The following is a 26,326-nucleotide window of genomic DNA, read 5'->3' on the forward strand; positions in this document are numbered from 1 at the left end:
GCCGGAAGGACGCTCAATACCAGTTGACGCGCTCGGAGTGCGCCCACGCGCCGCACGGTGCGCCGTACCGGCCGGCGATGTACGACAGGCCCCATTCGATCTGCGTCGCCGCGTTCGTCCGCCAGTCGGCGCCGGCCGCGGCCATCTTGCTGCCGGGCAGCGACTGCGGGATGCCGTAGGCACCGCTCGACGGGTTGTAGGCGTCGGCCCGCCAGCTTGACTCACGGGTCCACAACCGCACCAGGCACTGGTACTCGCCGTCGCCCCAGCCGTACCTGGCCACCGCGCCGCGAGCGTACGCCTTCGCGGACGCGGGGTCGACCACGACGCCGGGCGGCGGCGGCGCCGTCCCGAGGCCGCCGCCCGCGGCAGCCTCGGCCTCCCGTGCGGCGGCTTCGCGCGCGGCCGCCTCCTGCCTGGCCTGCTCGGCGATCTGGTACCGGCGCTCGAGGTCGACCGACCGGTCGCGGAGGCTCGCGAGCTGCGAATAGAGGGTGTCGAGGGTCTGCCGCTGTGCGGCGAGCGCGGCTTCTGCCTCGGCGTGGGCCTCGGCAGCCGCCGAGGCACGGTCGGCTGCCTCCTCGGCGAGACGGTCGCGCTCCGCGGCGGCGACGTCGGCCTGTTTCCGCAGCGATTCGGCCTCGGAACGTTCGACCTGCGCGCGCTGGGCGGTACCGGCGTAGAGATCGGCGAGTCGGGACGCACGGGCGAGGCCCGCGAGCAGGTCTTCAGCCGCCGTCTCCGAGCCGGCGCCCGATCCCAGCATCAGCTGCAGCGTGGGATCGGCGCCGCCGGTTCGCGCGAGCGTGGCCGCGGTGCGGCCGAAGCGGCGCGCCGACTCGTCGGCCTGGGCGGCGGCGGTCGTCGAGGCGGCGCGCAATTGCGCGGCCCGATCGTCGGCTGCGGCTCGTGCCGCCTCCGCGGCCTCGGAGGCGGCGGCGGCCTCGACGGCCGCGTCGCCCAGCCGACCCGTCTCGGCCTCGAGGGTCCGGATCATCCCGTCGATCCGGCTCGCCTCGGCGGTGCGCGCGGTGACGTCCGCCTTGGCCGCCTCGACCTCCTCCCAGGTCGGCACGTCGTCCGCGAACGCCCACGACGTCGAGACGGATGCCCAGGCGGCGAGCCCCGGTCCGCCGCGCGCGACGGCTCCGGCGGACGGCGCGGCGGTGAGGCCGGTCGCGAGCAGCAGTCCGGCGGCGAGCGCGCCGGCTCCGGCGGCGGACCGCTGACGAACGAGCATGCGCACCCCCTCCGCGGGCGCGGCGAGTCTACCCAGGGACCGCTCGGCGAGCGTGCGGACACGCAGCGTACACTCGACCCCCGTGCGTGCGCAGCGGATCCTCGGCGTCGCGATCCTCGCGGGCCTCCTCGGGATCGCCGGCTGTGCGCCGGACCCGTCCGGCCCGACGGCAGTGCCGAGCCCAGAGGCATCCACTGCGGTGCCGCGGGTCTCGCCCGCCCCGACGACGGATCCGGTCGAGGCGCGGACGAACGAGCGACTCGCGGGCATGTCGCTCGAGCAGAAGGCCGCGTCGCTGCTGATGCTGCATGCCCCTGGCACGGATGCCGCGGTCCTGCGTTCCCTCGCCGGTCAAGGCATCGCCGGACTCATCCTCATGGGCGACAACGTCCCCGGGACCCCCGCCGAGCTGGCCGCGCTCACCGCCGCCGTCCAGGTCGACCCGGAGGCGCGCCTGCTCATCGCCGTCGACGAGGAGGGCGGTGACGTGCAGCGGCTGCCGTGGGACGACGCCGCGGCCGCCGGGGACCTGCGATCGCAGCCGCCCGCTGCGGCGGAGGCCGCGTTCGCGCGTCGGGGCGACCTGCTCGCGCAGGCAGGCATCGACGTCAACTTCGGGATCGTCGCCGACGTCACCGCCGACCCTGCGTCGTTCATCAGCGATCGGGTGCTGGGCGGCGATCCCGCTTCGGCGGCGGAGCGCGTCCGCGCCGCGGTCACGGGGGAGCAGGGCCGCGCGTCCTCGACCCTCAAGCACTTCCCAGGACACGGCGCCGCCCCGGGCGACTCGCATTCGTCGGTGCCGGCCGCGCCGCTCACCCTCGACGAGTGGCGTGCGGGACCTGCCGTGCCGTTCGCCGCGGGCATCGACGCGGGCGCGGAGTTCGTCATGACCGGCCATCTCGTCTACTCCGCCGTGGACCCCGCGCCTGCGTCGCTGTCGCCGACGTGGCACCGGATCCTGCGGGAAGAGCTCGGGTTCGACGGCGTGGTGGTGTCCGACGACATGCTGATGCTCCAGCACAACGGGCTGCCCGAGTACGCCGATCCGGCGGAGAACGCGATCCGGGCGGTCGCCGCCGGGACGGACCTGCTGCTCTACGTGCTCCCGGCGGATCCGTCGACGGTCGGGGTCTCCGTGGCCGGCCTCTCGGCGTCGATCGCGGAGGCCGTCCGCGCCGGCCGCATCCCCGAGGCGCGGCTGGATGAGGCAGCCGGGCGCGTACTGACCGCGCGCCGCCTCGCCGTGGGCTGATCCGCGTCGTCCGGGTCCTCCGGGTCATCACCTCGCTGGCTTGGCACGATCGACCGAGATCGGATTTCGCGAATCGGGAATACCGTGCGCGAGAGCATGCGTTTGCATCCGTTGTGGCCGGAACGGCCGCTCCGATTGACCACGAGAACCACTGGAGAGACGCAGCATGACCACGACCGCCTCGACCATCGAGATCCCCGGCTACCGTGTCGGCACCTGGACCATCGACACCGCGCACAGCGAGGTCGGCTTCCAGATCCGGCACCTCATGATCAGCAAGGTGAAGGGCAAGTTCGAGCGGTTCACCGCCACGTTCACGACCGCCGAGAACCCGCTCGACTCGACCGTGACGGCCTCGGCCGAGGTCGCGTCGATCAACACGAATGAGCCCAACCGCGACGCGCACCTGCGCACGGGTGACTTCTTCGAGGCCGAGACGTACCCGACGATCGACTTCGTCTCGACCGGCGTCCGCGTCGAGGGCGGCGACTTCAAGGTGGACGGCGACCTCACGATCCGCGGCATCACCAAGCCCGTCACGTTCGACTTCGAGTTCGGCGGCTTCGGCGGCGACCCGTACGGCAACTACAAGGGCGGCGCGACTGCCAAGGCCGTCATCAACCGCGAGGACTTCGGCCTCACCTACAACGCCGCGCTCGAGACCGGCGGCGTGCTCCTCGGCGACCAGGTCACCATCACTCTCGAGCTGCAGGCTGCGCTGCAGCAGTAAGCACGTCTCACCCCGCGACGGCGGGCGGCCGAGTCGGCCGCCCGCCGTCGTGCCGTCTGGCGGCCTCAGCCCGCTGCCAAGACGACATCGTGCAGGGGCACGCCCCGGAAGCGCGCCCAGCGTTCGAGCGCCCCGCGGAAGGCCGCGGGATCAGCCGCGTCATCGAACGGCTCGACCGTGACGGTCGCGCCTCGCGCGGCGTCCTTCCGCTGCCAGACCCCGACGACGCGACCGGCGTCGACGAGGATCGCCCGGAATATGCCGTTGCCGCCGGGGACCACGCGGCCGGCATGCTCGGGCGGGCAGACCACCGAGCGGTCGGCGTAGCCGAGGAAGTACTCGTCGAAGCCGCCGAGGGCCAGCCGCCCCGTCGCGCGCGGCGCGGTGCTCGCCGGATCGGCCGGCCACCCCGAGTCCGCCGCCACCGTGCGGATCTCGTCGTAGGCGGTGAGCGCATCGCCGGCGGCGGCGATGCCCGCGCGGATGTCGCCCAGGGGGAGGCCGGTCCACCACGCGGCATCCTTCTCGGTCGCCGGGCCGTGCCCGCGGAAGTACCTCGTGACGAGCTCCGCGAGGATCGCGTCTCGATCGGCGACCTCGCGGGGGCCGGGCAGCCACTCGTCGAGGAGCACGAACCGCTGCTGCCGGCCGTCGACCGGGCCGAGGCAGACGACGCCGTCGAGGGCGAGCCACCACAGCAGGTGGTAGCCCCGCTGGCCGGCCGTCGCGATGCCGGCCGCCTCCCACGCCGCCTGCAGCTCCTCCCGCGAACGCGGGCCGCCGCTGAGCTTTCGTTCGGCGATGGCGCGCGCCGAGCGCCCCGTCTCGTCATCGAGCCCGAGCTCCCGACGCCTGGTCGCATCGCGCTGGATCTGCCGGGCGGCCGTCAGGGCGAGCACCGGACGCAGCAGCGCCGCGGGCATGAGGTGCAGCGTGCCCCGGAACGGCCAGGAGCGCACGATCTCGCGCTGCTCGATCGCCGCATCGACGTCCGCCTCGACCGACCCGGGCACCCGAGCGCCCACGACCCACTTCGCCGCGCCCAGGTCTTGCGCCTGCACGGCGCCGAGCCGCTCGACGGCGGCGGTGATGCTCGGCAGGCCCGCGCCCGCCAGGCCGTGGGCGGCGAGGCGCGCGGCGCGCAGACGGGCGGGGGAGCGACGGTCGGCCATGGGGCCAGTATCCCGGAGCGCGCCGACATGACGCCCACGCTGACGGCGGAACCGCGGACGGCGGCGGAGCCGCGGTCGGCGCGGCCGCTCGTCGGGGCGGATAGACTGGGAGGCTGTGCCGCTCGGCACCCACCCGCACCCCACCATCCCGGAGGACCACCGTGCTCGCCGTCCACGATCTCGAGATCCGCGTGGGCGCCCGCCTGCTCATGGAGCAGGTGGACTTCCGCGTCTCCGCGGGCGACAAGATCGGACTCGTCGGCCGGAACGGCGCGGGCAAGACGACGCTGACCAAGACGCTCGCGGGCGAGACGCTGCCGACCGGCGGCCGCATCGACCGCTCGGGCGAGATCGGCTATCTCCCGCAGGATCCCCGGTCGGGCGACCCCGAGATGCTCGCGCGCACGCGCATCCTCGACGCCCGCGGACTCGGCTCCCTCGTGCTCGGCATGCGCGAGGCATCCGAGCAGATGGGGTCGACCGACCCGGCGGTCGCCGAGAAGGCGATGAAGCGCTACGGCACGCTCACCGACCGGTTCACCGCGCTCGGCGGGTACGCCGCCGAAGCCGAGGCCGCCTCGATCGCCTCGAACCTGAACCTGCCCGACCGTATCCTCGACCAGCCGCTGAAGACACTCTCCGGCGGGCAGCGGCGTCGCATCGAGCTCGCGCGCATCCTCTTCTCCGACGCCGAGACGATGATCCTCGACGAGCCGACCAACCACCTCGACGCCGACTCGGTCGTCTGGCTCCGCGAGTTCCTGAAGGCGTACCGGGGCGGCGTCATCGTGATCAGCCACGACGTCGAACTCGTGGGCGAGGTGGTCAACCGGGTGTTCTACCTCGACGCCAACCGGTCGGTCATCGACATCTACAACATGGGCTGGAAGCACTACCTGCGCCAGCGCGCGGCCGACGAGGAGCGGCGGAAGAAGGAGCGGGCGAACGCCGAGAAGAAGGCCGGCGCCCTGCAGCTGCAGGCGGCGAAGTTCGGCGCGAAGGCCTCCAAGGCGGCCGCGGCGCACCAGATGGTCGCGCGCGCCGAGAAGCTGCTCGCCGGACTCGAGGAGGTCCGCGCCGTCGACCGCGTCGCGAAGCTGCGCTTCCCGACCCCCGCGCCCTGCGGCCGCACGCCCATCACCGCCACCGACCTCTCGAAGAGCTACGGCTCGCTGGAGATCTTCACGGCCGTCGACCTCGCGATCGACCGCGGGTCGAAGGTCGTGATCATCGGCCTGAACGGCGCCGGCAAGACCACGCTGCTGCGGATCCTCGCGGGAGTCGACCAGCCTGATACCGGGGTCGTCGAGGCCGGGCACGGGCTGCGGGTCGGGTACTACGCGCAGGAGCACGAGACCCTCGACGTGCAGCGCTCGGTGCTGGAGAACATGGTCAGCGCGTCCCCGAACCTCACGGAGACCGAGGCGCGCAAGGTGCTCGGCTCGTTCCTCTTCACCGGCGATGACGTCCGCAAGCCGGCCGGCGTGCTCTCCGGCGGCGAGAAGACGCGGCTCGCGCTCGCGATGATCGTGGTCTCCGGGGCGAACGTGCTGCTGCTCGACGAGCCCACCAACAACCTCGACCCGGCGAGCCGCGCCGAGATCCTCGACGCGCTCGCCCACTACGAGGGATCAGTGGTGCTCGTCTCGCACGACCCCGGCGCGGTCGAAGCCCTGAATCCGGAGCGCGTGCTGATCATGCCCGACGGCGTCGAAGACCACTGGAGCGCCGAGTACCAGGAGCTCATCGAACTGGCCTAAGTCGTCGTCCGATCGATGCCATGGCGACCGCCGACGTCGCCGGGTCCGCCGGGCTCAGCGCCGGTCGAGCGCCTGCTCGTCGAGGATCTGGTCCTCGACGTCGGCGTCGCTGCGTTCCCGAGGGACCCGCTTGGGTCTCGGCGCGCGATCGCGGGGCGCATCGACTCCGGATGCCTCGGCGAGGGCCTTGCGCTCCTGGTTGGCCGCCCAGCCGAGGCCGATGAACCCGAGCAGTGCGAACACGAACCACTGCAGCGCGTAGGAGAGGTGCGGTCCCTCGTCGCGGATCGGGCGCGCGGCGGCCATCGGCGGCTCATCGGCGTCGGCGCCCTGCTGGACGAGGAGGCCGTACGCCCCGGTGTAGCTCGGGCCGCCGACGCGGTCGGCGAGCTCGTCGAGATCGATGGTCGCGAGCTCGTCGCCCGAGGCGGTGCGCCCCGAGATCGTGCCTTCGCCGGCCTTCAGCCGGGCCTCGATCTCGACCGGGCCCGCGGGCGCGGGGGCGTATTCGCTCGGCCGGCCGTCGGAGGCCTGCGGGATCCACCCGCGATCGACGAAGAAGACCGTCCCGTCGTCGAGGCGGAACGGAGTCACCACCTCGAATCCCGAGGCGCCGCCGAACGGCCGGTTGCGGACCACGACCTCCTCGTCGGGCAGGTACCGTCCTGACAGCGAGACGACCTGCCAGCGCTGGTCGGCGTCGAACCCGCCGGGGTCGGGCAGCGCCTCGGCGACCGGCACGGCGTCCGCGTCGTAGTTCGCGTCGATCCGGGCGACCTCGGTGAGCGCTTCGGCCCGGCGGTTCAGCTGCCAGGTGCCGAGCGCGCAGCACGCGATCGCGAAGACGATGACGAGGGCGAGGTATCCGGCCCACCGCGGCGATCGCAGGAACGACCAGCGGCTCATGCGCCCGCCTCGTCGAACGGGGCGACCGCGACGGGGAACGAGCGAGCCTCGAGGAAGTCGCGGAGGAACCCGACGTGCTCGTCGCAAGCGAGCCAGGTCTTGGTCCGGGTCTCGTCGTGGATCTTGGGGTTGCGCCAATCGATGCGCCAGCCCGCGCCCTGACCGCAGCCCGCGCGCGAGCACGTGCCGGCCGTCGGCTCGGCCCCGGGCAGCCCGATCATGCGCGGTCCTCGTCGTCGCCGGACGTCGGGCGATCGCCGGAGGTCGGCTCGCCGGCATCCGGCTCACCGGCGGTCGGCGCCGCTGGGCCCCGGTCACCCCGATCGGCGCCCGAGTGGCCGACCGGCTCCTCCGCCGGCGCGGCCCGGCCGGTCTGCAGGGGCACGAGGCCGCCCGGTCGCTCGACGGCCCCGCCGCGCCCGCCGCCGACGTTGGCGAGGACGACCGCGACGTACGGGAGGAAGATGGCGCCGGCCGCGAAGACCACGAGCCACCAGCCCTGCGCGAACAGCATGAGGAAGATGCACAGCACGCGGATCGACATCGCGATCGTGTACTTGATCATGCGCGACCGGCGCTCCGCGTCGGGGGAGGGCGGAAGCGTGGTGATGGTGTGCTGGTTCATCGTCGCCGCCGGTGGGATCGGCGCTCCTCGCCTTCCAGCCTACGTCCGTCTGCGCCCCGCGGAGGCCGCTTCGGGCAACCTCTACACTGGGACGGGCCGCGAGCCGGACGAGGCGCCGCGCCGAGCCAGACCCGCCGTTTCCGAGAGAGTGGAGCCCACGCGATGACGACCAGCCGCACCGTCCTGGTGACCGGAGGAAACCGGGGCATCGGATATGCGATCGCCGAGGAGTTCATCGCCCAGGGCCACCGCGTCGCGGTCACCGCGCGTTCGGGCGAGGGTCCCGCCGGGTCGCTGACGGTCCGCGCCGACGTGACCGACACCGAGTCGGTCGACCGGGCGTTCGGCGAGGTCGAGGCCGCCCTCGGGCCGGTCGAGGTCGTCGTCGCGAACGCCGGCATCACCCGCGACACGCTCCTCATGCGGATGAGCGACGACGACTTCGAGCAGGTCATCGACACCAACCTCACCGGCGCGTTCCGGGTCGTCAAGCGCGCGTCGAAGGGCATGCTGAAGGCGCGCTTCGGCCGCGTCGTGCTCATCTCGAGCGTCGTCGGGCTCTACGGCTCGGCCGGGCAGGTCAACTACTCGGCGTCGAAGGCCGGCCTCGTGGGCATGGCCCGATCGCTCACCCGTGAGCTCGGTGCCCGCGGCATCACCGCGAATGTCGTCGCGCCCGGCTTCATCCGCACCGACATGACCGACGAGCTCTCCGAGGCGCAGCAGGAGGAGTATCGCAAGGCCATCCCCGCCGGCCGCTACGCCGAGCCCGGCGAGGTCGCGAAGGTCGTCGCCTGGCTCGCCGGCGACGATGCGGCCTACATCTCGGGCGCCGTCATCCCCGTCGACGGCGGCCTCGGCATGGGGCACTAGCCGCGAGGCAGCCCCAGCAGGGGGAGCACCGCCGACAGGTCGGGCCGGTCGATCGAGACATCCGCCTCGGCCCGCACGATCGGCTTCGCGCAGAACGCGACGCCGAGGGCGGCGCGGCCGAGCATGCGCAGATCGTTCGCGCCGTCGCCCACGGCGACCGTGCGCGAGATCGGGATGCCGCTCGCGTCGGCCCATTCCGTCAGGGCGGTCGCCTTCGCGTCGGCGTCGATGATCGGTCCGTCGACGGCGCCGGTGAGGCGTCCGTCAGCGACCGCGAGCCGGTTGGCGCGACAGAAGTCGAGGCCCAGGCGCTCGGCGAGCGGGTCGAGCAGTTCGTGGAAGCCGCCCGACACCACCCCGATGCGTCCGCCGGCCGCGTGCACGCCGGCGACGAGCGCCTCGATGCCGGGTGTCGGAGTCATCCGCTCGCGCACTCGCGGCAGCACCTGCACCTCGACGCCCGCGAGCGTCGCGACGCGTTCGCGCAGGCTCGCCGCGAAGTCGAGCTCGCCGCGCATCGCGCGCTCGGTGACTGCGGCGACGTGCTCGAGGCTGCCCGCCTCATCGGCCAGCAGTTCGATGGCCTCCTCGCGGATGAGCGTCGAGTCGGCGTCGAGCACGACGAGGGGGCCGCGTGCGCGGCCGACGACGGCGGCGCTCACGCGGCGGCCCGGACGCGCGAGCCCTTGCCCACGACGGTGATGCCGCTGCCCGTGACGATGAAGCCGCGCGCGAGGTCCTCCTCGCGGTCGACGCCGATGCGGGCCCCCTCCTCGACGACGACCTCCTTGTCGAGGATGGCGCGGCGCACCGTCGCCCCGGCCTCGATGCGGGCGCGGTCGAACAGGATCGAGTCGGCGACGTGGGCGCCCGACCCCACGATCGCCCACGGGCCGAGCACGCTGCGCTCGACGTGCGCGCCGGAGATCACCGAACCCAGCGAGACGATCGAGTCGATCACGGTGCCGAGCGAGCCGCGTGCGTCGCGGGTGAACTTCGCCGGCGGCGAGTTGAGCTGCTGGCTGAAGATCGGCCATTCCCGGTTGTAGAGGTTGAAGACGGGCAGCACGGAGATGAGGTCCTGGTGGGCCTCGAAGAAGGAGTCGATGGTCCCGACGTCGCGCCAGTAGTAGCGGTCGCGGTCGGTCGAACCGGGCACGTCGTTGCGCTGAAGGTCGTAGACGCCGGCGCGTCCCTGCGCCACGAACGACGGGATGATATCGCCGCCCATGTCGTGGCTCGACGAGGACTGCTCGCCGTCGCGGAGGACCGCGTCGATCAGGGCGTCGGCGTCGAACACGTAGTTGCCCATGGAGGCGAGCACCTCGCCGGGCGCGTCGGGCAGCCCGACCGGGTCGGCGGGCTTCTCGAGGAAGCGGTGGATGCGCGCGGGATCGGCCGGGTCGACCTCGATGACGCCGAACTGGTCGGCGAGCGCGATGGGCTGCCGGATCGCCGCCACGGTGACATCCGCCCCGGACTCCACGTGCGCGTCGACCATCTGGCTGAAGTCCATGCGGTACACGTGGTCGGCGCCGACGACGACGATGAGGTCGGGCTGCTCGTCGTAGATCAGGTTGAGGCTCTGCAGGATCGCGTCGGCCGAGCCCGAGAACCAGCGCTTGCCGAGCCGCTGCTGCGCCGGCACGGATGCCACGTACGCGTTGAGCATGCCCGACAGCCGCCACGTCTGCGAGACGTGGCGGTCGAGCGAGTGCGACTTGTACTGGGTGAGCACGACGATCTGACGCAGGCCCGAGTTCACCAGGTTCGACAGTGCGAAGTCGATCAGGCGGTACTGCCCGCCGAACGGGACGGCGGGCTTCGCCCGGTCCTCGGTGAGCGGCATGAGGCGCTTGCCCTCTCCGCCGGCGAGGACGATGCCGAAGACCTTGCGCGCTGCCATGCCCCAAGCGTAGTCAGCGCGGGGCATCCGATGGGCGGCGGAGTCGCCCCGTTGCGCCGGTGGTCACGACCTCTTCACCCGGATGCCGCTGCGCTAGGTTGAGGGCATGCGCGTCGACCTGCTCACCCGCGAGTACCCGCCCGAGGTCTACGGCGGCGCGGGGGTGCATGTCGCGGAGCTCGTCCGCGCGCTCCGCCGCGAGATCGAGGTCGCCGTGCGCTGCTTCGGCGCGCCCCGCGACGAGCCCGGGACCACTGCGTATCCGACGCCCGACGGGCTCGCCGCCGCGAACCCGGCGATCGCCACGCTCGGCACCGACCTCGCGATGGCCGCGGATGCCGCGGGCGCCGACCTCGTGCACTCGCACACCTGGTACGCGAACTTCGCCGGCTCGACCGCGAAACGGCTGCACGGCATCCCGCACGTCGTGACCGCGCACAGCCTCGAGCCGCTGCGGCCTTGGAAGGCCGAACAGCTCGGCGGGGGGTACCGCCTGTCCTCGTGGGCCGAGCGGACCGCGTTCGAGGAGGCGGACCGCGTCGTGGCCGTCTCCGAGGGGATGCGCCGCGACATCCTCCGCGTGTATCCGGCGATCGATCCGGCGCGTGTCGAGGTCGTCTACAACGGCATCGACCTCGACGACTGGCGGCCCGTCGACGATCCCGACGCGGTGCGCGCACTCGGAGTCGATCCCGATCGGCCCTCGATCGTCTTCGTCGGCCGCATCACCCGGCAGAAGGGGCTGCCGTACCTGCTTCGCGCCGCACGGCAGCTGCCGCCCGAGGTGCAGCTCGTCCTCTGCGCGGGCGCGCCCGACACGCCGGAGATCATGGCCGAGGTCACCGCGCTCGTCGACGAGCTCCGCTCCGACCGCGGCGGCGTGGTCTGGATCGACCGCCATCTTCCGCGCCACGAGCTCACCGCACTGCTGACGGCCGCGACGACCTTCGTCTGCCCATCGGTGTACGAGCCGCTCGGCATCGTGAACCTCGAGGCCATGGCCTGCGGCGCCCCGGTGGTCGGCACCGCGACGGGCGGCATCCCCGAGGTCGTCGTCGATGGCGAGACCGGGGTGCTCGTGCCGATCGAGCAGGCGCAGGACGGCACCGGCACGCCGCTCGACCCCGACCGGTTCGTCACCGACCTCGCCGACGCGCTCCGTCGCACCGTGGCGGATCCGGGCCGCGCGAAGGAGCTGGGCGCGGCGGGCCGCCGACGAGTCGAGGAGCAGTTCGCGTGGGCGCGGATCGCCGCGCGAACCCTCGAGGTCTACCGCAGCGTGCTGGCGCGCTGAGCCGTCGGGCGGCCGGCTCGTCCGCCTGCGGCGGGCGCCTCGAGCCGAACGGGGTGCGCCGGAGTGCCTCCGCCGTCCCGATAGCATGGGACGCATGGCGAGTACGGTGCTCCAGTTCCGCGATGTGTCGGTGGTCCGCGACGGCAACACGATCCTCGACGCGATCGACTGGAGCGTGGCCTCCGACGAGCGGTGGGTCATCCTCGGGCCGAACGGCGCGGGCAAGACGACGCTGCTGCAGATCGCCGCGGCCGCCATGCACCCCAGCAAGGGGACCGCGGAGGTGCTGCTCGAGTCGCTCGGCAAGGTCGACGTGTTCGAGCTGCGACCGATGATCGGCTTCGCCTCGACCGCCATGGCGCGCAAGATCCCCCGGAACGAAACCGTGCTCGACGTCGTGCTCACCGCCGCGTACTCCGTGACCGGCCGGTGGAACGAGGAGTACGAGGAGATCGACCTCCGCCGCGCGCAGCGGGTCCTCTCCGAGTGGGGCCTCGAGGGCTTCGCCGACCGACGCTTCGGCAGCCTCTCCGACGGAGAGCAGAAGCGCGTGCAGATCGCCCGCGCGGTCATGACCGACCCCGAGCTGCTCCTGCTCGACGAGCCGGCTGCGAGCCTCGACCTCGGCGCGCGGGAGGAGCTCGTGGGCCTCCTCGGCGGGTACGCGTCATCCTCGTCGTCGCCCGCGATCGTCATGGTCACCCACCACGTCGAGGAGATTCCGCAGGGCTTCACGCACGCGCTGCTGCTCCGGAAGGGCCAGGTCGTCGCCGCCGGGCCGCTGAGCGAGGCGCTCACGTCGGCCACGCTGAGCGAGACGTTCGGCCTTGCGATCGAGCTCAGTGAGACCAACGGCCGGTTCGTCGCGCGGGCCGCGGCCTGAGCGACCACCGGGCGTCATCTGCTAGACTCTCTAGCTGGCCCGACGGCCTCCAGCTTTCCCATGCGGTGCACATGCCCCACCGGGACCGACCACTCCATCCGATCAGCAAGGAAGTCTCCATGAAGACCGACATCCACCCCGAGTACAACGCCGTCGTCTTCCGCGACCTCGCTTCGGGCGCCACGTTCCTCACCCGCTCGACCGTCACGAGCGAGAAGACCATCGAGCTCGACGGCGAGACCTACCCGGTGATCGACGTCGAGATCTCGTCGGAGTCGCACCCGTTCTACACGGGCAAGCAGCGCATCATGGACTCGGCCGGCCGCGTCGAGAAGTTCAACCAGCGCTTCAAGGGCTTCGGCGGCTCCAAGTAAGACCGCACCGAAGGGGCGGGCGACTCCGGTCGCCCGCCCCTTCGTCGTGTCCGGCGCCCGTCGTCGCTGCCGGCGAGGGCCGTGCGCCGGCGCCTCAGCGCACCGGCCAGACGCCCGAGGCGGTGAACTCGGGTTCGCCGTTCATCCGCCGCCACTCCTGGTAGCGCTCCGCCTGGTCGCGGCACCACTCGATCTGGTGCCGGTGCAGGTCGGCCGCCGCGATCGCCGCGAGCTCGGGGTAGGCGCGGACGATCGCCTGGGCGACCCGGCCGGCGGCGACGGCGTCGGCGCCGGCGTCGTGCGCATCGAGCAGCTCGACACCGTAGTGTGCGCACGCGGCCGTGAGGGTGCGCTTGCCGCGTCGGTAGCGGTCGACGGCCTTGTCGATGACGAGCGGGTCGATGACCTGCTCGGGCCCCGGCAGCGGCGCGTGGCCGTAGCGCTCGGCCTCTCGGGCGAGCACCGAGAGGTCGTAGCTGGCGTTGTACGCGACGATGGGCAGCCCGCGGCGAGCCGCGTTCGTGAGCTCCGCGATGATCTCGGCGACCGCCTGCGCGGCCGCGAGCCCCTCGGCGCGAGCGCGCTCCGTGCTCACCCCGTGGATGAGCGTCGCCGCCGTGGGGATCTCCACGCCGGGATCGACCAGCCACTGCCGCTGTTCGAGCACCTCCCCGGCGGGCCCGATCACCCCGACGTGGGCGGTCACGATGCGGCAGGTGTCGATGTCGATGCCCGTGGTCTCGAGGTCGAAGACGGCGAGGGTGCTGGCCCAGTGCGGGGTGGGGGAGTCGTGCATGCCGTCACCCTATGAGCGGCCACCGTCAGGGGTGCGCGGGCGCGCCGGGCTCGCGTGCGTCCACCGGGTGCGCAGCTTCCCGCCGCCTACACTGGAACGGATGACCCCCTCGCCGTACGCCGCCGCGCTCGCGCGCATCCCCGTGCGCGAGCACCGGACCGAGGTGCTCGGCGCCGAGACGGCCTGGTGGGAGTACGGAGAGCCGGGCGACCCGGTGCTCGTGCTCGTGCACGGATTCCGCGGCGACCATCACGGCTTGGAGCCGGTGATCGCGCACCTGCCGGGGCTGCGCATCATCTCGCCGGATCTGCCCGGATTCGGGGCATCCGCACCGCTCGCGGGCCGCGCGCACGACATCGACGGCTACGCCGCCTGGCTCCGGGCGTTCCTCGTCGAGACCGTGCCGGCCGGTGCCTACACGCTCCTCGGGCACTCGTTCGGATCGATCGTCGCTTCGGCGGCCGTGGCCGGCGGCCTCCGTCCCGACCGGCTCGTCCTCGTGAATCCGATCGGCGCGCCCGCCCTCGAGGGCCCGCGCGGCGTCATGACCCGGCTCGCCGTGCTGTACTACCGGCTGGGCGCCCTGCTGCCGCCGCGTCTCGGCTTCTGGCTCCTGCGGAACCGGCTGATCGTGCGGGTCATGAGCGTGACGATGGCGAAGACGAAGGACCCCGAGCTCCGCCGGTTCATCCACGACCAGCACGACCGCTACTTCTCGGCCTTCGCCGACCGCGACATGCTGCTCGAGGCGTTCCGCGCATCCGTGAGCCACGACGTGCGCGAGTTCGCCGGGAACATCCCGGTGCCGACGCTCCTCGTCGCCGCCGATCGCGACGACATCACCCCGATCGAGGCGGAGCGCGAGCTCGTGACGCGCTTCCCCGACGGGCGCCTCGCCGAGATCGAGGGAGTCGGCCACCTCATCCACTACGAGACGCCCGAGCAGGCCGCCGGGCACATCCGCGCATTCCTCGGCGCGGTCGCCTCCGACGCCCCGGAGGCGACGGCGTGAGGCTCGTCGTCGACTGCCGGTACACCCGCATCGGCCAGCACGACGGCATCAGCCGATTCACCGCGGGGATCGTCGGCGAACTCGCGAAGCGGCAGCCGCTCACCATGCTCATCAGCGATCGACGCCAGCTCGAGCTGCTGCCCGACCTGCCCTGGCAGCTCGTCACCGGGCCGACGAGCCCGCGCGAGCCCTTCGTCGCGCGACAAGTGCGGAAACTCCGGCCCGACGTGGTGTTCTCGCCGATGCAGACGATGGGCTCCTGGGGACGCGACTACGCGCTCCTGCTGACCCTGCACGACCTCATCTACTACGAGAATCGGACCCCGCCGCGCGACCTGCCGGCGCCCGTACGGCTGCTCTGGCGGCTCTACCACCTCGCTTGGTGGCCGCAGCGCGTGCTGCTGAACCGCGCCGACGCGGTGGTGACGGTGTCGGAGACGACCGCCGGGCTCATCCGAGAGCACCGGCTGACGTCGCGTCCGGTCGAGGTCGTCCCGAACGCGGCCGACGACCTGCCCGTGCCGCCGCTGCCGCGGGCGCGGCCGTCCCGGAACTCGCTGGTCTATATGGGCTCGTACATGCCCTACAAGAACGTCGACACGCTCGTGCGCGCGGCCGCGCTGCTGCCCGACCACGAGCTGCACCTGCTGAGCCGGATCAGCCGCGACGAGCGGGCGCGGCTCACGCGACTCGCCCCCGACGCGCGCCTGACGTTCCACGACGGCGTGACCGACGCGGAGTACGCCGACCTCCTCGCCGGCGCGACGGCGCTTGTGCACGCGAGCCGCGCCGAGGGGTTCGGCATCCCGCTCGTGGAGGCGATGCGGGTGGGCACCCCGGTCGTGGTGAGCGACATCCCGATCTTCCGTGAGATCGGCGGCGACGCCGCGCTCTACTTCGATGCCGACGACCCGCGCGCCCTCGTCGCGGCGCTCGGCCGGCTCGAGCAGGACGGCGAGTGGGAGCGCCGGTCGGATGCCTCGCTGACGCAGGCGTCGCGGTTCACGTGGGCGTCCTCCGCCGAGCGTCTGCTCGAGCTGTTGCGTCGCACCGGCGCAGAGCGGGACACGCGTCGGGGACGACGGCGGCGCTGAGGCGCCGACGGCGCGGCACCGGGACCGTGCCGATCAGTCCGTGGTGCCGGTGAGCGCCTCGGGCTCCGCGAGCTCGAGCGCGCCGGCGTTCGCGCGCAGGAGCAGGATCGACCCGTTCACGATCGCGAATCCCGGGCCGGGCAACGTCCAGCCGCTCAGGTGCAGGACGAGCGCATGGATGACGCCGCCGTGCGTGACGGCGACGATGTTCCCGCCGGGGTGGCGCTCGGCGAGTTCGAGCAGCGCCTCCGACGCGCGCTCGGTCACCGACGAGCGCGGCTCCAGCCCCTCGATCGTCGCGGCCTGGGCCTCGACGGCGGCCCGGCCGGCGTGATCGAGCCCCTCGAGCACGCCGTGGGCGCGCTCGGCGAGGGCTGGCACCAGCTCCGGCTCGGGGAGGCCGAGCGCTCGGGCGATGATCTCCGCCGTCTCCGCGGCGCGCGACAGCGGACTCGCGTACACCGCCTGCCACGGCTCGCCGGACTCCGCGAGGCGCTCGGCGACGCCGACCGATTGCGCCCGGCCGGTGTCGTTCAGCGGGATGTCTGTCGGTGCGTCCCTGGATGCGGCGCTGCCGGTTCCACTCGGTCTCGCCGTGGCGCACGAGGGCGATCGTCGTCGGGCGGATCGGGAACGCCGTGGTGTCGGTCATCCGATCACCCTGGCAGAGCGGGTCGCCGTGGCGGAAATCGGCCGGCTCAGGCGCCCAGCGCCTCGGCCATCGCCGTGAGGGTCTGCGTCGTGCCGGCGTCGATCTTCACGGCGGCGCGGGTGTCGCCCCTCGTGAGGCCGCGGTTCACGACGATGATCGGCGCGCGCCGGCGCCGGGCGATCTCGAGCAGCCGCATGCCCGAGTTCACCACGAGCGAGGAGCCCGCGACGAGCAGCACGTCCGCGCCGCCCACGATCGAGGCGGCGGACTGGAACGTCGCACCGGGAACGAACTCGCCGAAGAACACCACGTCGGGCTTCAGGATGCCTCCGCACACCGTGCACTCGGGGATCACCATCGCATCGACGTCGTCGACCTCGACGTCGCCGTCGGGCGCCGGGCGGATCGCCTGGTCGAGGTCGATGTCGGGGTTCAGGGTGGCCAGGCGGTCGGCGATCGACTGACGCGCGAAGAACTGCCCGCAGGTCAGGCAGACGACCCGGTCCATGGTGCCGTGCAGCTCGACCACGTGCGCGCTGCCTGCGCGCCGGTGCAGCCCGTCGACGTTCTGCGTGACGACGCCGGCGACGGCGCCGGCGGACTCCAGCCGGGCGAGCGCTCGGTGACCGTCGTTCGGCCGGGCGCTGCCGAAGCTCCGCCAGCCGAGGTGGCTCCCGGCCCAGTACCGCTTGCGGGCGCGCTCGGAGCCCAGGAAGGTCTGGAACGTCATCGGGGTGCGCTGCGGGGCACCCTCGCCGCGGTAGTCGGGGATTCCGGAATCCGTGCTGACGCCCGCTCCGGTGAGGACCGCGACCCGGGCGCCGCGCATGAGGTCGACGGCCGCCCGCACGTGCTCGCTCGACACGGCCTCCGCCAAGCTGTTCGTCACGCCCGCCTCCGATCGACGATTCCCTGAGTGTAAACGTCGCGGTTTACCGGAATGTTTCGTCGGACTGGCAGGGTGGAGGAGGAGGACACATGCGGATCGAACGGGTCGCGGACGCGGCATCCGATGCGGTGGCCGATTACGCGGCGCTCACCGACGTGGCGCTGCGCACGGCGACCGAGGCCGAACGCGGCCTCTACATCGCCGAGTCGGCGAAGGTGATCACGCGCGCGATCGCGGCCGGCCACCGACCGAGGTCGGTGCTGCTCGAGGAGAAGTGGCTGCCCGGGCTGGTCCCGGTGCTCGAACCGTTCGACATCCCCGTGCACCTCGCCGACGCCCGGCAGCTGGAAGCCACCACCGGGTACCGCGTGCACCGAGGGGCCCTCGCAGCGTTCGAGCGGCCGCAGCTGCCCGACGTCGGCGCGCTCCTCGCCGAGGCACGCCGGGTCGTCGTGCTCGAGGACATCGTCGACCACACCAACGTCGGCGCGATCTTCCGGAGCGTCGCCGCGCTCGGCGCCGACGCGGTGCTTGTGACGCCGCGGTGCGCCGACCCGCTGTACCGCCGGAGCGTCCGGGTCAGCATGGGCACCGTCTTCCAGGTGCCGTGGACCCGCGTCGGCGAGTGGGCAGACACGGCGACCCGCTTGACCGAGCGCGGCTTCACGACGGCGGCCCTCGCCCTCGCCGACGACGCGGTACCGCTGCGGACGCTCGCCGCGGATCCGCCCGAGCGCCTCGCGCTCGTGTTCGGCGCCGAGGGCGACGGGCTCAGCCGGCAGGCGCTCCGCGCTGCGGATCTCGTCGTCACCATCCCGATGGCCCACGGCGTCGACTCCCTGAATGTGGCCGCGGCGGCCGCCGTGGTGCTCTACGCGCTCGGCGAGCCCGTCTAGGCTCGAAGCGATGTCGCACCCGATCGCCCCCGCCCCGGCGCGCCGCCCGGCCAGCACGGGCTCCGTCTCCGAAACATCCGCTGCCGGCGGCGCGACCGAGGACGCGCAGCTCGCGCGGCGCCGGATGTACCGCCGCCGACGGATTGCAGCGGCGACCGTCGTCGCCGTGCTGCTCGCCCTCATCCTGGGCGGCGTCGTGTACGTCTCGAGCGCGCTCGGCGCCGAGGTGCCCGCCGCGAGCCCCGAGGTGATCGACCCGGCACCCGTCTCGCAGCCCGCGCAGCCGCTGGTGCTCCCGGGCACCGGCGAGTTCGCGGTCGCCGCCGTGGGGCGCGAGGGCCTGCTCGCCGCGAGCGAGTCGCAGGCGCCGATGGCGATCGCCAGCATCGCCAAGGTCGTCACCGCCCTCACCGTGCTCCAGGCGCACCCGGTCGCCGCGGGCGAGCAGGGACCCGGCATCGAGTACACCGACGCCGACGTCGACATCTACTGGGACATGGTGGCGCAGAACGGCTCGGTCGCCCCCGTGTCGCCCGGCACGACGCTCTCGCTGAAGCAGAGCCTCGAGGCGATGCTGCTGCCTTCGGGCAACAACTACGCCATCTCCATCGCCAACTGGGCGTTCGGATCGGAGGCGGCCTACGTCGACGCCGCACGCGCCTGGCTCGCCGAGCACGGCCTCGCCGAGACCGTCATCGCCGACGCCAGCGGGCTCTCCCTCGAGAACGTCTCCACCCCCGCCGACCTCGTCAAGCTCGGCGAGCTCGCCCTGCAGGAACCGGCGCTCGCGGCGATCGTCGGCGAGCAGGCCGTCGACCTTCCGGGCGTCGGCCGCGTCGAGAACTCGAACAAGCTGCTCGGCACCCACGGCGTCGACGGCATCAAGACGGGCACCACCGACGACGCGGCGAACCTGCTGTTCTCCGCGGACTACCTCGTGGGGGAGTCGACCGTGACCGTCGTGGGCGTCGTGCTCGGCCAGGCGACCCATGCCGAGCTCCGCGCTCAGGTGGCCGCGCTGCTCGACAGCGTCGCGCCCGGGTTCCGCGAGGTGGAGGCGCTCGCAGCCGGCGCCAAGCTGGCCACGTACCGGACGCCCTGGGGCGAGACCGCGACGGCGACCGCCGCCGACGGGGCATCCGTCGTCGTGTGGAGCGACACCCCCGTCGACGTCGCCGTCACCGCGGAACCCGTCGCCCTCGCCGACGCGGGCGAGGAGGTCGGCGTCGCGACCGTCACCGCGGGCTCGCAGGTGATCGAGATCCCGATCCGACTCGAACGGTCGATCGAAGACCCGGGTGCCTGGTGGCGCTTGACGAATCCGGGCGCACTCGGCGCGGCGGCTCAGCCGGCCGGCTGAATCGGGTCGCCCGGCGTGTACGGGCCGGCGTGCGGCCGCTTCGGCGTGACGAAGTCGCCCGAGGACTGGTGCCGGATGCGGCGCACCACCCACGGCACGAGGTACTCGCGCGCCCACGCGAGATCCTCCACGCGCGCCTGGCGCCAGGTGCTCGACGGCAGCGGCTCGGGCTTCAGCGGCTCGAGGTCGTTCTCGACGTTCAGCGCAGCGAGCACCATGCGGGCGACCGTGTGGTGCCCGAGCGAGTTCAGGTGCAGCCGGTCGGGCGCCCAGAACCGCTGATCCTGGATCGCGGTGAGCGCCCACTGGTCGGCGACGAGCAGGTCGTGCTTGGCCGCGATCGCGCGCAGGTTTTCGTTGTAGATGGCGACCTTGCCGCGGATGCCGCGGAACACGGGGGAGAAGCCGACATCGACGCCGGTGAAGATGACGATGGTCGCGTGATCCCGGCTCAGCCGCTCGATGGCGTACTCGAACCGCGCGGAGATCTCGTCGGGGTCGGTGCCGGGGCGGATCACGTCGTTGCCGCCCGCGGAGATGGTGATGAGGTCGGGCCGCAGCGCGAGGGCGGGCTCGATCTGCTCGTCGATGATCTGCTGGATGAGCTTGCCGCGGACGGCGAGGTTCGCATACGCGAAGTCCTCGGTGCCCTGCGAGAGCACCTCGGCGACCCGGTCGGCCCAGCCGCGGTGGCCGCCGGGCACCGACGGCTCCGGATCGCCGATGCCCTCGGTGAAGGAGTCCCCGAGGGCGACGTAGCGTGACCAGGGATGCTGCTGGGTGACCATGCCTCCATTCTGCACGCCGCCCCTTCCCGGCCGGACCGGACCGGCCGGACGGCGATCCCGGGGTTGTCGGTGCGGTCGACTACAGTGCTGGAAAGTGAGCACCGCGACCCCCTCCGGCCATCAGCCGGGCACCTCGGCCGCCGAGCACCTCTCACCCTCATTCCCCGCCAGGGCCCCGTGGGGCACGGCCAACAAGCTGCGCGCCTGGCAGGCCGAGGCGCTCGAGCAGTACCTCGAGACCCTCCCGCGCGACTTCCTCGCCGCGGCCACGCCCGGCGCCGGCAAGACGACCTTCGCCCTCCGCATCGCCGCCGAGCTCCGAGCACGGCGCATCGTCGATCGCATCACGGTCGTCGCGCCGACCGACCACCTGAAACGGCAGTGGGCGGATGCCGCGGCACGCGCCGGCATCCGGCTCGACCCCGGGTTCCGCAACGCGCACGGCCGGAGCGCGCGGCACTACCACGGGGTCGCGGTCACCTACGCGCAGGTCGCCATGCGCCCCGCGCTGCACCGAGAGCTCACGCTGTCGGGCCGCACGCTGGTCATCCTCGACGAGGTCCACCACGGCGGCGACACGCTCTCGTGGGGCGACGCGATCCGTGAAGCGTTCGAGCCGGCCGAGAAGCGGCTCTCCCTCACCGGCACGCCCTTTCGGAGCGATACGGCGCCCATTCCGTTCGTCCACTACGAGCCCGACGCACAGGGCGTGCGGGTGTCGAAGACCGACTACAACTACGGCTACGGCCGCGCCCTCGCCGACGGCGTCGTCCGGCCGGTGCTCTTCATGGTGTACGCGGGCCACATGCGCTGGCGCACCAAGGCCGGCGACGAGATGGAGGCCCGACTCGGCGAGGACAACACGAAGGACATCACGAGCTCGGCCTGGCGCACCGCGCTGGAGCCGAGCGGCGAGTGGATCCCCGCGGTGCTGCAGGCGGCCGACCGCCGGCTCACCGAGGTCAGGCACGGCATCCCCGATGCCGGGGGCCTCGTGCTCGCCACCGACCAGACCGTCGCGCGGGCGTACGCGGAGATCCTCGAGCGGCTGTGCGGCGAGAAGGTCACCGTCGTCCTCTCCGACGACAAGGAGGCGAGCGAGCGGATCGAGGAGTTCTCCGCCGGCACGTGCCGGTGGATGGTCGCCGTGCGCATGGTCTCCGAAGGGGTCGACGTCCCGCGGCTCGCCGTAGGTGTCTACGCCACGAGCTCGGCGACGCCGCTGTTCTTCGCCCAGGCGATCGGCCGGTTCGTGCGCGCGCGGCGTCGCGGCGAGACGGCATCGGTCTTCCTGCCGAACGTACCGGTGCTCATGGCCCTGGCGGGCGAGCTCGAGCGCGAACGCGACCACGCGCTCGATCGGCGCTCGGGCGACGGCGACGAGGACCCGGGCCTCGAGGACGGGCTCCTCGAGGCGGCCAACCGGGAGGAGAAGGCCTCGGACGAGGCCGGGGAGTTCACGTGGCAGGCCGTCGCCTCGGATGCCACGTTCGACCGGGTCGTCTACGACGGCACCGACTTCGGCACGTTCGCCGAGCCGGGCAGCGATGAGGAGCTCGACTTCATCGGCCTGCCGGGCATCCTCGAGCCCGAGCAGGTCGCCGAGCTGCTGCGGCATCGCCAGGCGCGCCAGGCGCGGCGCGCGAGCGAGCGCCGCCGGGAGACGACCGAGCACGAGTCGGCGGCCGAGCCGGTGGCGCTCTACCGCACGCTGAAGGAGCAGCGCTCGCTGCTCAACAGCCTCGTCGGGCTCTGGGCCCGGCACACGGGCGAGCCGCACTCCCAGGTGCACGCGGAGCTCCGCCGCGTCTGCGGCGGGCCGCCCGTCGCGCAGGCGACGGTCACCCAGCTGCAGTCCCGGATCGAGCTGCTCCGCAAGCGTCTCGCAAGCCGCTGACGCTCGCTCAGGCGGCGGCGCTCGCGTCTTGCTCGGCCTGGGCTCGGTCGTCCGTTTCTGCCCGCGGGCCGTCGATCGCCGCGTCGAGCGCGCGGAGCAGGTCGGCGGCGAGGTCGTCGACGTGCTCGAGACCGATCGACAACCGCACGATGCCGGCGCCGGGCTTCGCCTCACCCGCCACGGGGCGGTGCGTGAGCGAGGCGGGATGCTGCACGAGCGAGTCGACGCCGCCGAGCGACACGGCATGGGTCACCAGGTCGCACGCCTCGGTGAACCTTGCGGCGACCTCGAACCCGCCGAGGTCGAGCGCGATGATCGAGCCGGCCCCGTCGAGCTGGCGGCCGAGGAGACCCGCCGGATCCTGCCCGGGCAACCCCGGGTAGTGTGCGCGGACGACGGCGGGATGCTCGGCGAGCCGCGACGCGAGGGCGAGGGCCGTGTCCTGCTGGGCGCGCACCCGGATCGGCAGGGTGCGAAGACCGCGGTGCAGCAGATACGCGGCCATGGGATGCAGCAGACCGCCCGTGAGCGCTCGGACCCGGCGGAGCCGTTCGGGCCAGTCGCCGTTCGCGGCCACGACGCCGCCCATGACGTCGCCGTGCCCGCCGAGGTACTTCGTGGCGCTGTGTAGCACGAGCGTGGCGCCGTGCTCGGCGGGGCGCTGGAGCACCGGTGTCGCGAACGTGTTGTCGACGAGCAGCGGCACGTCGCCGCAGGCGTGCGCGACGACGCCGAGGTCGAGCAGGTCGAGCGTGGGGTTCGCGGGGGATTCGACGATGACGAGCCCGGTGTCGGGACGAAGGGCGCCGGCGATGCTGTCGGGATCGGCCCAGGTGACCTCCGTGCCGACGAGTCCGCTCGCGAGGACGTGGTCCGTCCCGCCGTACAGCGGGCGCACGGCGACGACATGCGGCCTGCCCGCGGACGTGGCGGCGATGAGGGTCGCGGCGAGCGCCGCCATGCCGCTCGCGAACGCGACGGCGCCTTCGGTGCCCTCGAGGTCTGCGAGCGACTCCTCGAACCGGGCGACGCCCGGCTGCCAGAGCCGTTGATACACCGAGGAGCTCGCGTCGGCGCGGACGCCGCCGGTGGCGAGGGTCTCGTACGCGAGGCCGCCGTCTTCGACGGAGGGCAGCGGGTTGGTCGTCGAGAGGTCGATCGCGGGCACGTGGGAACCGGACTCGCGGACGCCCGCCATCCCGCCGTGCACGGCTCTGGTCTCCATCCGGGGGCGCGGCGCGGCCGCTGACGACGGTGTCTGCATGGCATGGAGGCAAGCAGAAACTGCAACGAATCGCAATATCGCTTGCAGATGCTTCGGAAAACTCGCAAACTGACTTGACGATCTTCGATCCGAGCCGAGAGGGCCTCCACCATGGCGCAGCATCCAGATCTCGACCGCGTCGACCGAGCCCTGCTCACCGCCCTGTCGACGAACGCCCGTGCATCAGGCGCGGCCCTCGCCGCCGAGATCGGCGTGGCCGAGTCTACGGTCTCGCTCCGGCTCCGGCGACTGCAGAGCCTCGGCACCATCCGCGGGTACCACGTCGACGTCGACCTCGCGTCCGTCGGCGTCTCGCTGCAGGCGCTCATCGCCGTCCGGCTCGTGAAGCACGACCGGTCGGAGATCGACGCGTTCCGCTCTGCCGTGCCGCACCTGCCGGGCGTGCTGGGCGTGTTCCACATGGCCGGCGCCGATGACTACCTGCTGCACGTGGCCGCGCGCGACGCCGAGGAACTGCGCGAGTTCGTGCTCGCGCACCTCACCGGCCATCCCGCGGTCGCGCACACCGAGACGAACCTGATCTTCGAGCACGCCGAGGGCGACGGCTGGCAGCACCTCATCGGCTGAGCGCCGACTTCGCTCGGGAGCCGGCCGCCTCGGGTCGGGCACCCGTTCGGCGCTCCGAAATGCTGCCAATCCGGGCCGATCCGGCCCGCACCACCGGTGGGCGTCGCTATCGTGGCTGAGGCCGCGTGCGGCCGACGACGTGATGGAGCGGGCCTGCCGGCGGCATCCGGCGGTGGTGCCCGCCGACCCGGAGGAGCAGGATGAGCGAGCGTGCGGCCGGCCCCGCCGGCGCGACGGACGCCGATCGGGCGAGGTGGCGGCGCTACCTCGCCGACGAACGAGCCGAGGCCGCCGTGTACCGCGAGCTCGCCGCTCGCAAGGAGGGCGAGGAGCGCGAGATCCTGCTCGCCCTGGCCGCGGCCGAGGGCCGGCACGAGGCGCACTGGCTCGCGTTGCTCGGCGGCGACGAGTCCGGCGTCCCCCGAGCGGACCTCCGCACGCGCCTGCTCGCGGCGCTCGCGCGCCGGTTCGGCTCGATCTTCGTGCTCGCGCTCGCGCAGCGCGCCGAGGGCCGTTCGCCGTACGCGACCGACCCGCACGCGACGCCCGCGATGGCGGCCGACGAGCGCATCCACGGCGAGGTCGTGCGCGGGCTCGCCGCGCGCGGGCGGCGGCGGCTCGCCGGCACCTTCCGCGCGGCGGTGTTCGGTGCGAACGACGGACTGGTCTCCAACCTCGCGCTCGTGCTCGGCATCGGCGCCACCGGTGTGCCGGCCCCCGTCGTACTGTTCACGGGCATCGCGGGGCTCCTCGCCGGCGCCCTGTCGATGGGTGCAGGGGAGTATGTTTCCGTCCGGTCGCAGCGCGAGCTGCTCGAGGCATCCGCCCCCGACCCCTCGGCACGCGAGGCGCTCACCGATCTCGACATCGACGCGAACGAGCTCGCCCTGGTCTACCGGGCGCGCGGGATGGCGCCCGATGAGGCCGCCGAGCAGGCGGCGCTCGTCATCGCGCGCGTCCAGGCTGCCGGTTCGGTGCCCGCACCGACCGACGCCCTCGCCATCGCGGCGCACGACGACGAAGCCATCGGCACCGGGTTCGCCGCGGCCCTGTCGAGCTTCTGCTTCTTCGCCTCGGGGGCGCTGATCCCCGTCCTGCCGTGGATCCTCGGGCTCTCGGGCCTCGGTGCGATCATCACCGCGACGGTGCTCGTGAGCCTCGCCCTGCTCGGCACCGGCGCGACGGTCGGCGTGCTCTCTGGGGCGTCGCCGTTGAAGCGGGCGCTGCGGCAGCTCGCCATCGGCCTCGGCGCGGCCGCCGTCACCTACGTGCTCGGTCTCGCGTTCGGGACGACCCTCGCGTGACGGGCGAACGGATGCCCCGCCCCGTCGCCCTCGTGACCGGCGCCGGCCGGCGGAACACCATCGCCTTCGCGATCGCGACGGCGCTCGCGGACGACGGGTGGGACCTCGCGGTCAGCCGCTTCGGCGACTACGACCGCCGGATGCCGCTCGGCGGCGATCCCGACCGCGACCCCGCTGCGCTGGAGGCCGAGCTCCGGGCACGCGGTGCGCGCGTGGTCTCGCTCGACGCGGACCTCGCCGACCCCGAGGTGGCGGCCCGGCTCGTCGCGGACGCGGCGAGCACCCTGGGCCCGGTCCGCGCGCTCGTCCTCTCGCACGCGCAGAGCGTGGACTCCGGCATCCTCGACACCTCGCTCGAGAGCTTCGACCGGCACTTCGCCGTGAACACGCGCGCCTCCTGGCTCCTGATCCGTGCGTTCGCCGAGCAGGCGCCCGCGGACGGCGGCCGGATCGTCGCGCTCACGAGCGACCACGTCGTCGGCAACGTGCCGTACGGTGCGAGCAAGGGCGCCCTCGACCGCATCGTCCTGGCCGCCGCCCGCGAGCTCGCCCCGCGTTCGATCACCGCGAACCTCGTCAATCCCGGCCCCGTCGACACGGGGTGGTTGGACGAGGCGACACGGCACGCGATCGCCGCGCAGCAGCCGACGGGGCGGCTCGGAACGCCCGAGGACGCGGCCCGCCTGGTGCGCTTCCTCGTCTCCGACGAGGCGCGCTGGATCACCGGACAGCTCATCCACTCCGACGGCGGATTCTCCAGCTGAGCCG

At 73.0% G+C, this 26,326-nt stretch carries 27 protein-coding genes and 1 pseudogene; 15 read left to right on the plus strand and 13 right to left on the minus strand.

The genetic code is table 11. The features are described from left to right. Positions 1-13: 13 nt before the first annotated feature. On the minus strand, positions 14-1,240 hold the full coding sequence (locus ABIQ69_RS08265) for a hypothetical protein (RefSeq protein WP_350349880.1): 1,227 nt from the start codon (positions 1,238-1,240) through the stop codon (positions 14-16). An 82-nt stretch (positions 1,241-1,322) separates the two neighbouring features. Here ABIQ69_RS08265 and ABIQ69_RS08270 point away from each other — a divergent pair, with 82 nt between their 5' ends. Then, a complete protein-coding gene (locus ABIQ69_RS08270; RefSeq protein ID WP_350349881.1) occupies positions 1,323-2,495 on the plus strand; it encodes a glycoside hydrolase family 3 N-terminal domain-containing protein in 1,173 nt (390 codons plus the stop codon). Between the two features lie 166 nt (positions 2,496-2,661). Continuing rightward, the gene (locus tag ABIQ69_RS08275) at positions 2,662-3,225 is read left to right on the plus strand and encodes a YceI family protein (protein ID WP_350349882.1); all 564 of its coding nucleotides are present in this window, start codon (positions 2,662-2,664) and stop codon (positions 3,223-3,225) included. A 65-nt stretch (positions 3,226-3,290) separates the two neighbouring features. Here the strand turns inward: ABIQ69_RS08275 and ABIQ69_RS08280 are convergent, their stop codons facing one another. Continuing rightward, the gene (locus tag ABIQ69_RS08280) at positions 3,291-4,397 is read right to left on the minus strand and encodes a winged helix DNA-binding domain-containing protein (RefSeq protein WP_350349883.1); all 1,107 of its coding nucleotides are present in this window, start codon (positions 4,395-4,397) and stop codon (positions 3,291-3,293) included. A gap of 161 nt (positions 4,398-4,558) precedes the next feature. Between ABIQ69_RS08280 and ABIQ69_RS08285 the strand changes: the two genes are divergently transcribed. Continuing rightward, positions 4,559-6,157, plus strand: coding sequence for an ABC-F family ATP-binding cassette domain-containing protein (locus ABIQ69_RS08285; protein ID WP_350349884.1), 1,599 nt, complete (start codon positions 4,559-4,561; stop codon positions 6,155-6,157). 54 nt (positions 6,158-6,211) lie between these two features. Here ABIQ69_RS08285 and ABIQ69_RS08290 read toward each other — a convergent pair whose 3' ends face one another. From ABIQ69_RS08290 to ABIQ69_RS08300, 3 genes are read right to left on the minus strand one after another with little or no spacing between them, the layout of a single operon-like run. Further along, positions 6,212-7,063, minus strand: coding sequence for an SURF1 family protein (locus ABIQ69_RS08290; RefSeq protein WP_350349885.1), 852 nt, complete (start codon positions 7,061-7,063; stop codon positions 6,212-6,214). After that, the gene (locus ABIQ69_RS08295) at positions 7,060-7,284 is read right to left on the minus strand and encodes a hypothetical protein (RefSeq protein ID WP_350349886.1); all 225 of its coding nucleotides are present in this window, start codon (positions 7,282-7,284) and stop codon (positions 7,060-7,062) included. The genes ABIQ69_RS08290 and ABIQ69_RS08295 overlap by 4 nt, the downstream gene beginning before the upstream one ends. Beyond that, positions 7,281-7,688, minus strand: a complete 408-nt coding sequence (locus ABIQ69_RS08300; protein WP_350349887.1) for a DUF3099 domain-containing protein — start codon at positions 7,686-7,688, stop codon at positions 7,281-7,283. The genes ABIQ69_RS08295 and ABIQ69_RS08300 overlap by 4 nt, the downstream gene beginning before the upstream one ends. A 162-nt stretch (positions 7,689-7,850) precedes the next feature. On the opposite strand from ABIQ69_RS08300, the gene ABIQ69_RS08305 reads away from it, so the two are divergent. Continuing rightward, the gene (locus tag ABIQ69_RS08305) at positions 7,851-8,561 is read left to right on the plus strand and encodes a beta-ketoacyl-ACP reductase (protein WP_350349888.1); all 711 of its coding nucleotides are present in this window, start codon (positions 7,851-7,853) and stop codon (positions 8,559-8,561) included. Here the strand turns inward: ABIQ69_RS08305 and serB are convergent. Further along, positions 8,558-9,223, minus strand: coding sequence for a phosphoserine phosphatase SerB (gene serB / locus ABIQ69_RS08310; protein ID WP_350349889.1), 666 nt, complete (start codon positions 9,221-9,223; stop codon positions 8,558-8,560). The two genes, ABIQ69_RS08305 and serB, sit on opposite strands and share 4 nt — an antisense overlap. After that, positions 9,220-10,467: a glucose-1-phosphate adenylyltransferase gene (gene glgC / locus ABIQ69_RS08315; RefSeq protein WP_350349890.1), complete on the minus strand. Its 1,248-nt coding sequence runs from the start codon at positions 10,465-10,467 to the stop codon at positions 9,220-9,222. The genes serB and glgC overlap by 4 nt, the downstream gene beginning before the upstream one ends. A 106-nt stretch (positions 10,468-10,573) precedes the next feature. Here glgC and glgA point away from each other — a divergent pair, with 106 nt between their 5' ends. From glgA to ABIQ69_RS08330, 3 genes are all read left to right on the plus strand, one after another. Beyond that, positions 10,574-11,761 (plus strand): glycogen synthase, encoded by a 1,188-nt coding sequence (gene glgA, locus ABIQ69_RS08320; protein ID WP_350349891.1) that lies wholly within the window; start codon positions 10,574-10,576, stop codon positions 11,759-11,761. 94 nt (positions 11,762-11,855) lie between these two features. Next, positions 11,856-12,644 carry an ABC transporter ATP-binding protein gene (locus tag ABIQ69_RS08325; RefSeq protein ID WP_350349892.1) on the plus strand — a complete coding sequence of 263 codons (789 nt, stop codon included), beginning with the start codon at positions 11,856-11,858 and terminating at the stop codon, positions 12,642-12,644. A 119-nt stretch (positions 12,645-12,763) separates the two neighbouring features. Further along, positions 12,764-13,018: a type B 50S ribosomal protein L31 gene (locus ABIQ69_RS08330; RefSeq protein WP_350349893.1), complete on the plus strand. Its 255-nt coding sequence runs from the start codon at positions 12,764-12,766 to the stop codon at positions 13,016-13,018. 94 nt (positions 13,019-13,112) lie between these two features. Here ABIQ69_RS08330 and ABIQ69_RS08335 read toward each other — a convergent pair whose 3' ends face one another. Then, the gene (locus ABIQ69_RS08335) at positions 13,113-13,814 is read right to left on the minus strand and encodes an exonuclease domain-containing protein (RefSeq protein ID WP_350349894.1); all 702 of its coding nucleotides are present in this window, start codon (positions 13,812-13,814) and stop codon (positions 13,113-13,115) included. A 100-nt stretch (positions 13,815-13,914) separates the two neighbouring features. On the opposite strand from ABIQ69_RS08335, the gene ABIQ69_RS08340 reads away from it, so the two are divergent. Continuing rightward, on the plus strand, positions 13,915-14,826 hold the full coding sequence (locus tag ABIQ69_RS08340; protein ID WP_350349895.1) for an alpha/beta hydrolase: 912 nt from the start codon (positions 13,915-13,917) through the stop codon (positions 14,824-14,826). Beyond that, entirely contained in the window at positions 14,823-15,920 is a 1,098-nt protein-coding gene (locus ABIQ69_RS08345) for a glycosyltransferase family 1 protein (protein ID WP_350349896.1), read from the plus strand. The genes ABIQ69_RS08340 and ABIQ69_RS08345 overlap by 4 nt, the downstream gene beginning before the upstream one ends. A 33-nt stretch (positions 15,921-15,953) precedes the next feature. Here the strand turns inward: ABIQ69_RS08345 and ABIQ69_RS08350 are convergent, their stop codons facing one another. From ABIQ69_RS08350 to ABIQ69_RS08360, 3 genes and pseudogenes are all read right to left on the minus strand, one after another. Continuing rightward, positions 15,954-16,463, minus strand: coding sequence for a histidine phosphatase family protein (locus tag ABIQ69_RS08350; protein WP_350349990.1), 510 nt, complete (start codon positions 16,461-16,463; stop codon positions 15,954-15,956). A 34-nt stretch (positions 16,464-16,497) separates the two neighbouring features. Continuing rightward, positions 16,498-16,572 (minus strand): annotated as a pseudogene (locus ABIQ69_RS08355) (hypothetical protein); the annotation flags it as partial. A gap of 46 nt (positions 16,573-16,618) precedes the next feature. Further along, a complete protein-coding gene (locus tag ABIQ69_RS08360; protein WP_350349991.1) occupies positions 16,619-17,401 on the minus strand; it encodes an NAD-dependent protein deacetylase in 783 nt (260 codons plus the stop codon). A gap of 149 nt (positions 17,402-17,550) precedes the next feature. Here ABIQ69_RS08360 and ABIQ69_RS08365 point away from each other — a divergent pair, with 149 nt between their 5' ends. Both ABIQ69_RS08365 and ABIQ69_RS08370 read left to right on the plus strand, forming a co-directional pair. Beyond that, complete coding sequence (locus ABIQ69_RS08365; protein ID WP_350349897.1) at positions 17,551-18,357, plus strand: RNA methyltransferase; 807 nt, start codon at positions 17,551-17,553, stop codon at positions 18,355-18,357. 10 nt (positions 18,358-18,367) lie between these two features. Next, entirely contained in the window at positions 18,368-19,717 is a 1,350-nt protein-coding gene (locus ABIQ69_RS08370) for a serine hydrolase (RefSeq protein WP_350349898.1), read from the plus strand. Here ABIQ69_RS08370 and ABIQ69_RS08375 read toward each other — a convergent pair. Beyond that, a complete protein-coding gene (locus ABIQ69_RS08375; protein WP_350349899.1) occupies positions 19,702-20,505 on the minus strand; it encodes an SGNH/GDSL hydrolase family protein in 804 nt (267 codons plus the stop codon). The genes ABIQ69_RS08370 and ABIQ69_RS08375 overlap by 16 nt on opposite strands. A 94-nt stretch (positions 20,506-20,599) precedes the next feature. On the opposite strand from ABIQ69_RS08375, the gene ABIQ69_RS08380 reads away from it, so the two are divergent. Beyond that, positions 20,600-22,402: a DEAD/DEAH box helicase gene (locus tag ABIQ69_RS08380; RefSeq protein ID WP_350349900.1), complete on the plus strand. Its 1,803-nt coding sequence runs from the start codon at positions 20,600-20,602 to the stop codon at positions 22,400-22,402. 7 nt (positions 22,403-22,409) lie between these two features. Here ABIQ69_RS08380 and ABIQ69_RS08385 read toward each other — a convergent pair whose 3' ends face one another. Next, entirely contained in the window at positions 22,410-23,627 is a 1,218-nt protein-coding gene (locus ABIQ69_RS08385) for a PLP-dependent aspartate aminotransferase family protein (protein WP_350349901.1), read from the minus strand. Between the two features lie 150 nt (positions 23,628-23,777). Here ABIQ69_RS08385 and ABIQ69_RS08390 point away from each other — a divergent pair, with 150 nt between their 5' ends. The 3 genes from ABIQ69_RS08390 (at position 23,778) to ABIQ69_RS08400 (ending at position 26,322) form a co-directional block, all read left to right on the plus strand. Next, entirely contained in the window at positions 23,778-24,254 is a 477-nt protein-coding gene (locus ABIQ69_RS08390) for an Lrp/AsnC family transcriptional regulator (protein ID WP_350349902.1), read from the plus strand. A gap of 200 nt (positions 24,255-24,454) precedes the next feature. Continuing rightward, positions 24,455-25,558 carry a VIT1/CCC1 family protein gene (locus ABIQ69_RS08395; protein WP_350349903.1) on the plus strand — a complete coding sequence of 368 codons (1,104 nt, stop codon included), beginning with the start codon at positions 24,455-24,457 and terminating at the stop codon, positions 25,556-25,558. An 11-nt stretch (positions 25,559-25,569) separates the two neighbouring features. Further along, entirely contained in the window at positions 25,570-26,322 is a 753-nt protein-coding gene (locus ABIQ69_RS08400) for an SDR family oxidoreductase (RefSeq protein ID WP_350349904.1), read from the plus strand. The last annotated feature ends 4 nt before the right edge of the window (positions 26,323-26,326 follow it).

Origin of the sequence: Agromyces sp. G08B096, from assembly GCF_040267705.1 — a bacterium.
Lineage (GTDB): Bacteria > Actinomycetota > Actinomycetes > Actinomycetales > Microbacteriaceae > Agromyces.

Excerpts from the sequence above, each read along its gene's own strand:
- ABIQ69_RS08360 (WP_350349991.1), bottom strand. The coding sequence starts at position 17,401 with ATGCGCGGCGCCCGGGTCGCGGTCCTCACCGGAGCGGGCGTCAGCACG.
- ABIQ69_RS08330 (WP_350349893.1), top strand. The coding sequence starts at position 12,764 with ATGAAGACCGACATCCACCCCGAGTACAACGCCGTCGTCTTCCGCGAC.
- ABIQ69_RS08280 (WP_350349883.1), bottom strand. The coding sequence starts at position 4,397 with ATGGCCGACCGTCGCTCCCCCGCCCGTCTGCGCGCCGCGCGCCTCGCC.
- glgC (WP_350349890.1), bottom strand. The coding sequence starts at position 10,467 with ATGGCAGCGCGCAAGGTCTTCGGCATCGTCCTCGCCGGCGGAGAGGGC.
- ABIQ69_RS08300 (WP_350349887.1), bottom strand. The coding sequence starts at position 7,688 with ATGAACCAGCACACCATCACCACGCTTCCGCCCTCCCCCGACGCGGAG.
- ABIQ69_RS08390 (WP_350349902.1), top strand. The coding sequence starts at position 23,778 with ATGGCGCAGCATCCAGATCTCGACCGCGTCGACCGAGCCCTGCTCACC.
- ABIQ69_RS08295 (WP_350349886.1), bottom strand. The coding sequence starts at position 7,284 with ATGATCGGGCTGCCCGGGGCCGAGCCGACGGCCGGCACGTGCTCGCGC.
- glgA (WP_350349891.1), top strand. The coding sequence starts at position 10,574 with ATGCGCGTCGACCTGCTCACCCGCGAGTACCCGCCCGAGGTCTACGGC.
- ABIQ69_RS08325 (WP_350349892.1), top strand. The coding sequence starts at position 11,856 with ATGGCGAGTACGGTGCTCCAGTTCCGCGATGTGTCGGTGGTCCGCGAC.
- ABIQ69_RS08395 (WP_350349903.1), top strand. The coding sequence starts at position 24,455 with ATGAGCGAGCGTGCGGCCGGCCCCGCCGGCGCGACGGACGCCGATCGG.
- ABIQ69_RS08400 (WP_350349904.1), top strand. The coding sequence starts at position 25,570 with ATGCCCCGCCCCGTCGCCCTCGTGACCGGCGCCGGCCGGCGGAACACC.
- ABIQ69_RS08275 (WP_350349882.1), top strand. The coding sequence starts at position 2,662 with ATGACCACGACCGCCTCGACCATCGAGATCCCCGGCTACCGTGTCGGC.
- ABIQ69_RS08370 (WP_350349898.1), top strand. The coding sequence starts at position 18,368 with ATGTCGCACCCGATCGCCCCCGCCCCGGCGCGCCGCCCGGCCAGCACG.
- ABIQ69_RS08340 (WP_350349895.1), top strand. The coding sequence starts at position 13,915 with ATGACCCCCTCGCCGTACGCCGCCGCGCTCGCGCGCATCCCCGTGCGC.
- ABIQ69_RS08305 (WP_350349888.1), top strand. The coding sequence starts at position 7,851 with ATGACGACCAGCCGCACCGTCCTGGTGACCGGAGGAAACCGGGGCATC.
- ABIQ69_RS08335 (WP_350349894.1), bottom strand. The coding sequence starts at position 13,814 with ATGCACGACTCCCCCACCCCGCACTGGGCCAGCACCCTCGCCGTCTTC.
- ABIQ69_RS08365 (WP_350349897.1), top strand. The coding sequence starts at position 17,551 with ATGCGGATCGAACGGGTCGCGGACGCGGCATCCGATGCGGTGGCCGAT.
- ABIQ69_RS08265 (WP_350349880.1), bottom strand. The coding sequence starts at position 1,240 with ATGCTCGTTCGTCAGCGGTCCGCCGCCGGAGCCGGCGCGCTCGCCGCC.
- ABIQ69_RS08385 (WP_350349901.1), bottom strand. The coding sequence starts at position 23,627 with ATGGAGACCAGAGCCGTGCACGGCGGGATGGCGGGCGTCCGCGAGTCC.
- ABIQ69_RS08290 (WP_350349885.1), bottom strand. The coding sequence starts at position 7,063 with ATGAGCCGCTGGTCGTTCCTGCGATCGCCGCGGTGGGCCGGATACCTC.
- ABIQ69_RS08375 (WP_350349899.1), bottom strand. The coding sequence starts at position 20,505 with ATGGTCACCCAGCAGCATCCCTGGTCACGCTACGTCGCCCTCGGGGAC.